The sequence below is a fragment of the Ferruginibacter sp. genome (assembly GCF_031391665.1).
Lineage (GTDB): Bacteria > Bacteroidota > Bacteroidia > Chitinophagales > Chitinophagaceae > Ferruginibacter.
On record NZ_JANMUN010000231.1, the window covers coordinates 1 to 11,684 of the forward strand.

12 protein-coding genes are annotated in these 11,684 nt (G+C 36.0%); 10 read left to right on the plus strand and 2 right to left on the minus strand.

Going from position 1 to position 11,684, the window contains the following annotated elements:
- Window positions 1-128: 128 nt before the first annotated feature.
- Window positions 129-596 (minus strand): hypothetical protein, encoded by a 468-nt coding sequence (locus ACY651_RS17265; protein WP_462254743.1) that lies wholly within the window; start codon window positions 594-596, stop codon window positions 129-131.
- An 816-nt stretch (window positions 597-1,412) separates the two neighbouring features.
- On the opposite strand from ACY651_RS17265, the gene ACY651_RS17270 reads away from it, so the two are divergent.
- The 9 genes from ACY651_RS17270 (at window position 1,413) to ACY651_RS17310 (ending at window position 8,012) form a co-directional block, all read left to right on the plus strand.
- Complete coding sequence (locus ACY651_RS17270) at window positions 1,413-1,784, plus strand: transposase (protein WP_462254744.1); 372 nt, start codon at window positions 1,413-1,415, stop codon at window positions 1,782-1,784.
- 44 nt (window positions 1,785-1,828) lie between these two features.
- Window positions 1,829-2,689 carry an IS3 family transposase gene (locus ACY651_RS17275; RefSeq protein WP_462254745.1) on the plus strand — a complete coding sequence of 287 codons (861 nt, stop codon included), beginning with the start codon at window positions 1,829-1,831 and terminating at the stop codon, window positions 2,687-2,689.
- Between the two features lie 358 nt (window positions 2,690-3,047).
- Window positions 3,048-4,163: an Acg family FMN-binding oxidoreductase gene (locus ACY651_RS17280; RefSeq protein WP_462254746.1), complete on the plus strand. Its 1,116-nt coding sequence runs from the start codon at window positions 3,048-3,050 to the stop codon at window positions 4,161-4,163.
- Window positions 4,164-4,183: 20 nt separating this feature from the next.
- Complete coding sequence (locus ACY651_RS17285; protein WP_462254747.1) at window positions 4,184-5,278, plus strand: DUF6544 family protein; 1,095 nt, start codon at window positions 4,184-4,186, stop codon at window positions 5,276-5,278.
- A gap of 155 nt (window positions 5,279-5,433) precedes the next feature.
- Window positions 5,434-6,225, plus strand: coding sequence for a CPBP family glutamic-type intramembrane protease (locus tag ACY651_RS17290; protein ID WP_462254748.1), 792 nt, complete (start codon window positions 5,434-5,436; stop codon window positions 6,223-6,225).
- Window positions 6,213-6,542, plus strand: a complete 330-nt coding sequence (locus ACY651_RS17295; RefSeq protein ID WP_462254749.1) for a hypothetical protein — start codon at window positions 6,213-6,215, stop codon at window positions 6,540-6,542. Before ACY651_RS17290 ends, ACY651_RS17295 begins: the two co-directional genes overlap by 13 nt.
- 5 nt (window positions 6,543-6,547) lie before the next feature.
- The gene (locus ACY651_RS17300; RefSeq protein WP_462254750.1) at window positions 6,548-7,000 is read left to right on the plus strand and encodes a hypothetical protein; all 453 of its coding nucleotides are present in this window, start codon (window positions 6,548-6,550) and stop codon (window positions 6,998-7,000) included.
- An 86-nt stretch (window positions 7,001-7,086) separates the two neighbouring features.
- A complete protein-coding gene (locus ACY651_RS17305) occupies window positions 7,087-7,575 on the plus strand; it encodes a PH domain-containing protein (protein ID WP_462254751.1) in 489 nt (162 codons plus the stop codon).
- Window positions 7,576-7,592: 17 nt separating this feature from the next.
- Entirely contained in the window at window positions 7,593-8,012 is a 420-nt protein-coding gene (locus ACY651_RS17310) for a contact-dependent growth inhibition system immunity protein (protein WP_462254752.1), read from the plus strand.
- An 86-nt stretch (window positions 8,013-8,098) separates the two neighbouring features.
- On the opposite strand, the gene yiaK is transcribed toward ACY651_RS17310, so the two are convergent.
- Window positions 8,099-9,118, minus strand: coding sequence for a 3-dehydro-L-gulonate 2-dehydrogenase (gene yiaK, locus ACY651_RS17315; protein ID WP_462254753.1), 1,020 nt, complete (start codon window positions 9,116-9,118; stop codon window positions 8,099-8,101).
- 419 nt (window positions 9,119-9,537) lie between these two features.
- On the opposite strand from yiaK, the gene ACY651_RS17320 reads away from it, so the two are divergent.
- Window positions 9,538-11,487: a T9SS type A sorting domain-containing protein gene (locus tag ACY651_RS17320; protein ID WP_462254754.1), complete on the plus strand. Its 1,950-nt coding sequence runs from the start codon at window positions 9,538-9,540 to the stop codon at window positions 11,485-11,487.
- The last annotated feature ends 197 nt before the right edge of the window (window positions 11,488-11,684 follow it).

Consider the following 11,684-nt stretch of genomic DNA (forward strand, 5'->3'; position numbering starts at 1 on the left):
TGGTGCGACCGTTTTTAAACTTAGCTCAGGTATAATTTTAAGATCAATTTATTTAACCAGGTTCAGCACTGGGCGGACGTAACACAGAATCCAGCCCATCAGCAAGCCGCTACCGTTGTGTGCAATGCCTACCATGACCTGTGCTTTTCGTGGACACTTTCTAAGCCATCATATTCATCAATTTGCCAATCAACATCATCAGGTATTTCAATAATAGACAATGAAGCACAACTACCATCTGCATCTTTACCAAGTTCTTCGATAACTTGAATAAGTATTTTGTCTGTTCGGTCTTCGGGTCTTGTAGAAAGACTTATTTCATCATACTTTTTATTCTGTTCTGATTTTTCGGCATCAGTCATTGTATGCCAGTTTTTACTATTAGAAGTATATTCATCAGGGTTTTCAACAGTATATGCTGAAAAGAACAAACTTTTTTCACAATCTTTTATATCTATTGGGATGTGAAAAATTTTATTGTCTTTAAATTCTGATTTGAAAAAATAACAAGGTTTGTTATTTAATTCTGCCATTCTTTTTACAGCAAGTTCTGATAAAGAGAAACCGCCAAAACATTTGTTTACTACAATTTTCATTTTTCGTTTTTTATAAATTAATAATTAAATTAAAGTTTCGTTTGACTACCCAGCACTGCACACAACATGGGGTTTTGTGCAAGTTGGGCAGACGGAATAACAATGAGTATTTGTAATTCTATTTGGCTTTTGTTCGGGCAGGACGTACATCGCTGAACTTTTGTTCTTAACTTCAACTTTATACTTTCAATCAGCAGCGGTTCCGGGCAGACGGAATTCTATTTCCCAATCTGCACAAAGCCCTGTTCGTTGTACGTAATTTATATGACCCATTACTCTTCCATATTTTTCTTTTTGCCTTTGGTTCTGTTGACAGCTTGCGGATCAAGCAAATCTTCATTACTGAAAAAGAAAATAAGTTATCAGAACATTTCTCTATTAGCATGGAATGAAGACACTATACATAGTTATCAATTTGCACTGACAAAAGACAATAAATTCCATTACACGATTTTAAATAATGACAGCGTAAAAAGTGAAGAATACTATTCAGGCACATTTTCAAACCAGCCATTGTTTGACACAATATTCTTGAAATATGACAGAGATATTCGACCCAAAAGAGTGACAAGTTATCTAATAAGAGAAGTTTCTGGTGGTTATTTAATCCAACCATTTGACAACGATACAAAACGTATTTTTCTAAGACTACAACGTTTGGGACACAGATTTTAGATTAACTTTTAACATAGATAATAAGGAAGTCTCCGTGATAAACTACGTACAACATTGGGTTTTGCGCAAGTGTGGCTGGACAAACAAACTTCAGCTAATTGTGTCTCGTCCTGAAATAGGTTGACTACAAAATCAACCAAAATGGACTTAAAAACACAGATCATTCAGGAGTATTTAACACAAGGCTGCGGCTTTAGAAAATTGGCCGCCAGGTATGGCATCAGCCGAACCACGATTTGCAAATGGGTACAGATTCACCAGGGAATTCATAATTTGCCCCCTACTCAAAAGCAAGAATCTTATTCCAACAGCAGCATGAAAAGTTCGCCTAAAAAATCAGCAGCAGGCCAAGAGACCAATGAAGAGTTGCTGCAAAAAATTGCAGCACTGGAAAAACAATTGGAAGACCAGCAACTTAAAGTGATTGTGCTGGATACCTTAATTACGGTGGCTGAAAAACAACTCAACATCTCTATCAGAAAAAAGCCTGGCACCCAACAGTCCGAGAAGTAAAAAAGGTAACTCCGTACATTAGTGTACAACGGATTTGCCGGCTATTGGGTTATTCGCCACAGGCTTATCACAAAAAACAACACCGAAACGTCGTGCAGTTATCTAATGAAGTGTTGATTCTGCAACAGATTGATCTCATACGTAAATATCAGCCACGATGTGGCGGCCGTAAACTTTTTATTATGCTGCAACCTTTTTTAAAGCAACATCAGATCACTATTGGAAGAGATATTTTTTTTGATTTACTGAGGAGAAATAAGCTTTTAGTAAGACGGGTAAAACGAAGTGTGCACACCACCAACAGCAAACATCACTTTCGCAGGTATCCCAACCTGGTAAAGGATTTTACGCCACTTAAAGCTCATGAACTATGGGTGGCCGACATTACCTACATACCGCTTAAAAACAGGTTTGCGTATTTATTTTTGATAACCGATGCTTATTCCAGAAAGATCGTTGGCTTCCATATTAGTGATGATATGAAGGTTAGCAGCACTACTCTTGCATTAAGAAAAGCGTTGGCGCAAAAACCTGCCGATACTATTGTAATACATCACAGCGACAGGGGTATACAATATTGCAGTACTGCTTATGTACAATTGTTACAACAACACAATGCTCACATCAGCATGACACAAAACGGGGACCCCTATGAAAATGCTATTGCGGAAAGAGTAAATGGTATTTTAAAAACAGAACTCATCAGCAGGCAGTATGATAACATCGATAATGCTTCCATACATATTACCCGATGCATTACCATTTACAATTACAAACGCCGCCACAGCAGTCTTAACTGGCAGATACCGCATGAAGTTCACCTGCAACAGGGGCCGCAAATAAGAAGATGGAAAAACTATTATCAAAACAACTCAAAAAACAAAGCCAATATGCAATCAACCTAAACGGCCGGCGCACAAAAAAATATTTTCTTTAGCTATAGCGGCTACAAAAATATTTTTTGCCCCGGCTCAACAAAAAACTTTTTTAATCAACCTTATTCAGGATGTTTTATCTTAGTAAACCAATAACAGGATTTTTATTAGTAACCAGTCAACTTTTTTCAGGACGGGTCATAAGTTGACTGGTTTACGGAGTACCCTGCTATTTATTTCTAGCTTCAATTTGCGAGACAAACTTTGATCAATCGCAAAGCTCTTTTGATAACATCTTTAAAAGTAATAGTGACCAACTTCATACCGGATGCTGATTTCAGTTGCCTGTACATGAGAATGGTGAACATACTTTTGCAAAAAGTAAGTAATGACAAGAGGGAAATTTTTAGCCATTGCCGGAAGTTCAATCATAATTGGTGGAGTAACTTATTACCAACGGAGTGATAAAAATAATTTTGTAAGAGCAGACACTAAACAAAAAGAAACTACAAAAACTCCTCTGCAACCCGATGAAAGGGAAATATTATTTTTAGCTTCTCTTGCCCCCAGCGGCCACAATACACAACCCTGGTTTGTAAAATATATCGAACCTTATCATTGGATAATTGGCAATGATAAAAGCCGTTGGCTGCCCGGGGTAGATCCTGCACAAAGAGAAACTATTCTTTCAATCGGTGCATTTTTGCAAAACCTGGAGTATGCTGCAGGAAATCTTGGTTATAACTGCCAGTTTGATATTACAGCAACAACTAACCAGGATGAAAACATAATTGATGTAAAACTTACAAAAGCAACAAAAATTATTACGTATGATATTGAGCAAATAAAACATCGCCGTACTGTACGCTCAAACTATTTAAGCGATGTAATTAAAAAAGAAGACAGCTCCTATTTAATTAACGAAGAAACTGATTTCATCCACTACATTCCTAATACCTCAAAAGAACACCAATGGCTGAATGAACAAACAATTGAAGCCAACAGGATACAAGCGTACAGAGATGCGGCACAAAGTGAATTAGCCAACTGGATAAGGTTCTCCAGTAAAGATGCGGCAGAACATTTAGATGGATTGACTTTAGCCGGAATGGAAATAGAAGGCATACCCGGTTGGTATTTACGAAATTTTTATGGTAAAGAAAATGTGATGAAAAAAAGTTTTAGAGAACAGAGTATTGATAAAGTGGTAAAGCAGGTATCGCAATCTGCAGGCTGGTTGCTGATTACAAGCAAAGATAATTCTGTAGCGACACTATTGGAAACAGGCAAACAAATGCAACGGCTTTTCTTAAAAATTCGGGAAAGAAATATTGCCATTCACCCTATGACGCAGATAATTGAAGAAGCATCTACCAACCAACTATTAAATAATTCCGTTGGCATTAACGAACCTGTTCAATTTATTTTACGAACAGGGTATTTAAAAAATTATCCTGAGCCTGTTACACTGCGGCGTTCGGTTGAGCAGTTCATCAGAACATAAAAAATACTTCAAACAAATTTATGCTTAAATATTTCTTTGCCTTTATTATGCTTATTCATGGGCTTATACATTTTATGGGCTTTGCAAAGGCTTACGGTTTTGGCAACATAACACAATTAATAAAAGATATTTCAAAACCCAACGGTTTACTTTGGTTGTTTGCTGCAATACTTTTTATCGCAGCTACCCTTTTATTCTTGCTTAAAAAAGAAAGTTGGCCATATATCGCCATTGTTGCTGCGGTTATTTCACAAATCCTCATTATAACCGTTTGGAAAGATGCAAAGTTTGGAACCATCCTGAATATTATTATTCTTTTTGTTGGCATTGCATCTTGGGCAATTGATCATTTTGAGATGGAGTTTAAAGCAGATGTAAAAAAACATATTGCTCAAACTGATTTTTATAATAATGATTTATTGAGAGAAGCAGATATTGCTTCTCTACCTATGCCTGTTCAAAAATATATTCGCTATACGGGTGCAGTTAATAAATCGAAAGTGAAAAATATGAAAGTTGTATTTGATGGCGAAATGAGGGAGAAAGGAAAAGATTTTTTTAAATTCACTTCAGTTCAATATAATTTTTTTGATAAACCAGCAAGGTTATTTTTTATGAAAGCTAAAATGTATGAAACTACAGTGCCAGGTTATCATCGCTACCAAAATGAAACTGCAACCATGCAGATAAAATTGTTAGGCTTGTTTAATGTAGTAAATGTAAAAGGCACAGAAATGAACAAAGCCGAAACTGTAACAGTATTTAATGATATGTGTCTGATGGCGCCTGCTGCATTAATAGACAAACGAATTGAATGGACTGCTATTGACAGTTTATCTGCAAATGCAACATTTACAAACGGGATAAATAAAATAACTGCAACACTTTATTTTAATGAGCAGGGACAACTAATCAATTTTATTTCTGATGACAGGTATGCAATTGGCGAAATGAAGCAATATCGTTTTAGCACTCCTGTAAAAAACTATACTCCAATTGGAGGGATAAAGATTATGGAATATGGAGAAACTGTGTGGCATTATCCTGATGGGGAATTTGTGTATGGAAAATTTACTTTAAAAAGTATTGAGTACAATGTTACTGATTATAGATAATGTAAACTCAACTTTCTAAATCACCACTCACTCTATTTTTTTAAGGTTTGTATAACAGGTGGCAGCAAATTAAATAAACTTTTAAATGCAGGAATTGCAATACTAAAAATAGCAAAAATTATTTAATGAATTTACTGCCAAAGAAAAATGAATACATGAAACAATTAGTTACATATTTTGGACTTACTTATTTAATCTCCTGGATAATCTGGCTGCCATTGTACGGTCATATTTTCGGGTTGAGTAATTTACCGGCCCTGCCCTTTCAACACGCTGTTGGTGCATTGGGGCCTTTAATTGCTTCATTCATTACAACTTGGATTTTTCTTAAAAAAGAAGGCATAAAAAATCTTATCGCAAAATGTTTTAAAATTAAACCATTGCTATATTTAGCGATTGCATTACTAAGTCCTTTCATCCTTACTGTGATAGCTATACTCATAAGTTATTTTATAAACAAAACACCCATTGATTTTACCGAATTGCTGCATATAAAAGAGTTTCCTCAATTCAGCCTCTTTACATTTTTTATTTACAATCTTTTCTTTTTTGGTTTTGGTGAAGAAGTTGGCTGGCGTGGGTTTGCATTACCACGTCTTCAAAATAAAATGAATGCGCTAACTGCAAGCATCGGTCTTACCATATTTTGGGCATTGTGGCATTTGCCTTTATTTTTTTACAGACCTAGCTATATTACGATGAGCAGTGGAGCTATCTTTGGTTGGATCTTTAGTTTATTAACAGGCAGTATTTTATTAACCTGGCTGTATAACTCATCGAGAGAAAGCATTTTGATATGTGCCGTTTTTCACTCTACAATTGATATTGCATTTACAGCAGACATTGCAGACAAAAACGTTGTAAACTATTTGGGATTTCTTATTACTGTCTGGGGTATATTAACCATCATCATTTTCAAACCGAAAAAACTGGCATGTCAAAACTAGCCGGGATTAAAATAATTCACACTATCATTTGTATTTTTTTCAACGTGGTATTATTTTACATGGCTTATGCAGTAATCACCAACAAAATTGGCAAATTTGTTTGGATAGGGATTGGGCTGATTATATTGGAAGGCATTGTACTGCTGGTTTTCAACAAAATGTGTCCGCTCACAATTATGGCCCGTAAATTTTCTGATTCTAACAAAGACAACTTTGATATTTATCTGCCTGAATGGCTGGCAAAGTACAATAAGCAAATTTATACAGCCTTTTTTATCATCATAGTTTGCGGCATCATTTACAGACTTATAAATTAATATTTATGAAATCAAGAACGGCGAGAAATATCCATTTGTTCTTATTAGCCTTTCTCGGGTTAAGTGCAATCGGCGGTGGCGGTGCATTAATAATTTCTCCTTCGGGAAAATTACTTGGGGGCCTTCCTTTGTCAATTTTGGAACGTTCGCCTTTCCATGATTTTTTGATTCCTGGTATTATTTTATTTGTTGTTTTGGGTGTTATCCCTGTCTTACTAATATTTGCTTTGCTAAAAAAATCCCGCTCTTTATTTGCAGAACGTTTCAATTTTTTTAAGGATATGCATTGGGCCTGGTCGTTTAGTATTTATGTGGCTTTTGCACTTATCATCTGGATACAGGTGGAAACAATTTATATACAGGGAGTTGGTTGGCTGCAAACTTTTTACATGCTATTTTCTATTCCTTTAATTTTTGTTGCATGTTTACCACAGGTTAGAAACTTTTATAAAAAATGAAAATTGAAAAGAAATATTTTAGCTTTTTATTTGATAATTTCTATAGATTTGGGAAATTTCATAATAATTTTAAAAAAGCTTCAACTGTGACATACAAAGCATCTTTGGGGAATGTGGCCAAAGTGATTACAATTGGTATTACAGTATTAATTGCCGCTATCATTATTGGGCAATATTCCATAATTAAAGATTCGTCAGGAATTGCAACACCAATTTATACAACAGTTGGTTTATTGATATTTTATTTTCTTGCTTTTGCTTTCAGGCCAATTAAGTACAGCCTTACTAATGACACCCTTATTGTGCACAGGCTTTTTTCGGACGTAAAAATTGAGCGGAGCAAAATTAAAAGTGTGCAATTGCTGGATAAAGAAAAACTAAGTTGGTCTGTTCGGGTTTTTGGAGTGGGCGGGTTTTTCGGTTATTTTGGAAAATTTGCAAATGCAAAACTTGGCACTATGACGTGGTATGCAACACGTAAAGACAAGATAGTTTTAGTTGAAATGTTGAACAACAAAAAAATAATTTTAACCCCAGATGATGCTGAAAAATTTGTTGCAAATTGTAATGCATAAAAATTTACAAATGCAAAATGAAACTTGAAAACAATTGGCGACAAAAGACTCTTGAAAATCTGGAAAAAGATTTTTGGGGTAAACCAGACTATGACAGCCATTTAGTAACACGTTGCCACGATCTTAGAAAACTTCCTTTGGACAATTTTACAACCGAAGACCTAAGAATAATGATTGGACAAGAAATTGGTTTGCACTATTTAATTCCTTTGGCTCTTGAAGTTTTGAGAATTGATTTATTTGCAGAAGGTGATTTTTTTGAAGGTGACCTTTTAAAAAATGTTTTGGCAATTAAGACTGATTTTTGGAACAATAATAAAAATTATTGGCTAACCCTTGAGGAACTAATAAGATACAGACGAAGTGAAATTGCTGCTAAAAAACTCAATACCCACAACTTCGATAAATGTCTCCACCGCCTAGGGTGTTCTTACTAAAAAGTGGTTCGTTTTTATTTGCTATTATTACCCAACCACAAACCGCCATCGAAAGAACAACAATATTTTTTACACTGTATATTTCTTTACTGTAATTGTAAAATTTGTTGCCAAATGCCGGTAACTACCGGTATGCCATTGGCTAAATTTTTTTCCCTTGCCGCTAGCACCCTTTCGCCGGGCCATGTTATGGTATCTTTTTCACCTGCAGGTACAGATTGTTTATAGTCGTTAATAATATTTTCAATTATACCGGCGATAGCTGATGAGTTGCCGAGTTTGGAAATATCAATAGCGATAAATACCTGCGACAACCCAGCCTCGGCTTTCTTATTTTTAATTTGATGTGTAGCCAAACCGCCGGATAAAATGGCCGCAAGCAGATCCAGTAACAAAGATAAACCGGCACCTTTCCAATAACCAATGGGCAATGGCCTTTTCGATTGTATGATGGCTGATGGGTCTTTGGTTAATTCTCCTGCTGTATCAAAACCGCCAAATACTGATAACGATTCCTGTTTGATAGCCGATTGTTCCATTGCACCAAAAGAATATTGCGACATAGCCATATCTAAAACAATCGCTTCATCTTTATAAGGTATTGCTATTACCAAAGGATTATTGCCAAGCCTTGCATCTTTTGCACCCCATGCCGGCATCAATGCTGTGGTATTTGTCCAGCCAATAAATACATAACCTGCTTTGGCGGCCTGCCAGCCATAAGTGCCTCCCCTCATCCAGTGATTAGTGTTGGATAATGCCACGCAACCAATACCAAATTCATTGGCAAGTGCTGTTGCAATACCGGTAGCATGAATAGCATTTAATATGCCCGGGCCCATGTTACCATTCCATTGCTGTATGCCGCCGCATTTATTTTGCAGTGACAGGATAGCGTCTTTATCTACATACCCTTTTTGAATGTATTCTATAAAGCGGGGGAAACGGTTTACGCCATGAGTATAAATGCCATCTACACTATTGGCAGTAAATATTGCAGCACAAGTTTCGGCTTTATCATTTTCAAATCCATGCTTTAATAAAATGGATTTAAAAACAGCTTTCATTGTATCAGCCATTATATTGGTGGTGCCATTTTGCTGCATGAGCCTTAATAATTTTATTGCAAAATAAACTTTCTGTCTGCCATTATCGAATCAGGATATTTTTTAAAATCTGTTTTATTATGATGACCGGCGAAAACTGAATGACTGGTGTACAAAAGGTTTGGATTTAAAGTAACCTTTTTCAAAAAAAACAATGCATAAATTGCAAAAAAAAACCTGCAAACTTCACCATACTTTAATCATCAGTTTTATAATTACTGCAAAAACTCACTATAAAATTATTTTACGTTTATTATACTTCACATTAAAGTAGTTTTACGAGGGAAATTACATAAAAATCGAGTAGTTTTTTGGGGAATAATTAATCTAACTTTAAGTTTAAGTTATAGATGCCATCGTTAGTATCTAAACAATTTATCCAAATCCGTACCTCTAAGTTTATTTAAATTGGGAAATCTATGAAAACAAATATACTCCTGCTTGTAATCTCAACTTTTATTAATTCCTTAGCGGCTCAAATAACAATACCTGCAGTAAAAGCCAATTTTGGTGTAGATGCAGAATTACGTACCGGTTATTTTACTGGCAATGTTATATCCACCAGCGATGACTGGTTTAAAAATAATAAGTTAGCAGCCGGCCAATTTATTATTGATACTGCCGGTGCCGCAGGTATAGTTGCCAATTACACCAGCAATCCTGCCAGCAGAATGCTGTCTTTTTCCAGGCTGATGAAACCTGCATTTTACAGTGTACTGCAAAATAAACTGGCTATTGATGCTATTTTTCACCGCGACTTTCATGGAGATGATTCAACCGTATTTGCATCGGGCAGTAATAAAAATGGTATGAGCCCTGCAATATGGTCGTGCCCGATAGCACAAAATATTCCCGATAAAAATGATATACTTGATGGGTTTACACATGTAAGAAGAGATGGGCCCGGTGTTACAGATTCGCTTTGGATGTTTGGTGGTATTTCTATTGAAAATACTAGCGGTAACCGCTACTTCGATTTTGAATTATACCAGACAAACATCGTTTACAACCGTACAACAAGAACGTTTAGTGGCTATGGCCCAACCGCCGGGCACACAGCCTGGCAATTTAATGCTGCTGGAAATGTGGTTACGGCCGGTGATATTATTTTTAGTGCCGAGTTCAGCAGTTCTTCCTTAACGCTTATTGAGGCAAGAATTTGGGTTCATAAAAATGCGTTATTAACTACTCCGGTTAACTTTAACTGGGGTGGTAAGTTTGATGGAGATGGTCCATCGGCAGTTTATGGTTACGCCAGCATTTTACCAAAAACATCTGGTAATTTTTATACCGGCTTGCAATCATCTGGCAGTACATGGGCCGGTCCCTTTGCTTTAGTAAGGCAGGATAACAGTGTTGTACCGGATTATATACCGGGGCAGTTTATGGAATTTTCTGTAAACCTTTCTAAACTCGGTATCGACCCGGCCAGCTACAGTAATAATCCATGCGGTACCCCTTTTAGAAGGGTATTAATAAAATCAAGGTCTTCCACTTCGTTTACATCGGAATTAAAAGATTTTATTGCCCCATTCAGCATGTTCGATTTTCCGCCGGTTGATGCATTTACTAACCTGCTTTATTTTTGCAACACTTTCCCCATAACACCAATCAGCGTAATTAACCCAAGCCCAACATCAACCTATACCTGGAGTACACCCGATGGAAATATTGTTGGCACCAATACCGGCATTACAATAAATGTGGATGCCCCGGGAACTTATTTTGTAGCACAGCAATTAAATGTTGCCTGTGCCTATTATTCAAGAGATTCTGTAAAAATATTTTTTGATAGTGTGTGCAGGGTAATGAATGTTAACCTCACCAATTTTAAAGCAGCCCAATTAAATGGAGTTGCAGAATTTAGCTGGCAGGCATCAAATAATAATGAAGCTGCAAACTTTGCAGTTGAATACAGTTTAGATGGCCGTAATTTTTTACAACTTGCAACTTTACCTGCAAGTAACGAAACAGCATTTGCGGATTACAATTTATCACATGCATTGAGTAAAATAAATGCTGCGGTTATTTATTTCAGGATAAAAGTAACCGCAATTGATGGCAGAACTAAATACAGTAACACCATTGTTTTACAAAATAATAACGGAAACAAGTTGGCGTCATCTGTATTCCCCAATCCAACACACGGCGAACTATGGCTTTCTGTAAAAGGTACTGTAAATGAAACCGCACCAATAGCTGTTTGGAATATGCAGGGCAAACTGATTACTACTGCTACAATAAATATTGTTGCAGGAGAAAATTTGATACAATTGCCGGGCCTATCTAATAGTGCTGCAGGTGTGTATCTTGTAAAAATTAAAACAATTACCGGCAGTATTACACAAAAAGTATTAAAATTGAATTAAGTGTTTTTTAAGAAAAAATTATTTCATATAAATATTTGTTTACTGCAGCAGTACAAAAAAATTTGTATTTAAAAAGCGGGCAGTACAAATATTGCTTTACTTCATGTCCGGAATATAACTCCATACTTATGCAATATCCTTTGCATCATCTATCAGGATTTGCCTGCAGATAGACGCTAACACCAGCTTCATACTAT

Bases quoted from the DNA above. Each gene is read 5' to 3' on its own strand.
- ACY651_RS17265 (WP_462254743.1), bottom strand. From the start codon at position 596: ATGAAAATTGTAGTAAACAAATGTTTTGGCGGTTTCTCTTTATCAGAA.
- ACY651_RS17270 (WP_462254744.1), top strand. From the start codon at position 1,413: ATGGACTTAAAAACACAGATCATTCAGGAGTATTTAACACAAGGCTGC.
- ACY651_RS17280 (WP_462254746.1), top strand. From the start codon at position 3,048: ATGACAAGAGGGAAATTTTTAGCCATTGCCGGAAGTTCAATCATAATT.
- ACY651_RS17285 (WP_462254747.1), top strand. From the start codon at position 4,184: ATGCTTAAATATTTCTTTGCCTTTATTATGCTTATTCATGGGCTTATA.
- ACY651_RS17290 (WP_462254748.1), top strand. From the start codon at position 5,434: ATGAAACAATTAGTTACATATTTTGGACTTACTTATTTAATCTCCTGG.
- ACY651_RS17295 (WP_462254749.1), top strand. From the start codon at position 6,213: ATGTCAAAACTAGCCGGGATTAAAATAATTCACACTATCATTTGTATT.
- ACY651_RS17300 (WP_462254750.1), top strand. From the start codon at position 6,548: ATGAAATCAAGAACGGCGAGAAATATCCATTTGTTCTTATTAGCCTTT.
- ACY651_RS17310 (WP_462254752.1), top strand. From the start codon at position 7,593: ATGAAACTTGAAAACAATTGGCGACAAAAGACTCTTGAAAATCTGGAA.
- yiaK (WP_462254753.1), bottom strand. From the start codon at position 9,118: ATGCAGCAAAATGGCACCACCAATATAATGGCTGATACAATGAAAGCT.
- ACY651_RS17320 (WP_462254754.1), top strand. From the start codon at position 9,538: ATGAAAACAAATATACTCCTGCTTGTAATCTCAACTTTTATTAATTCC.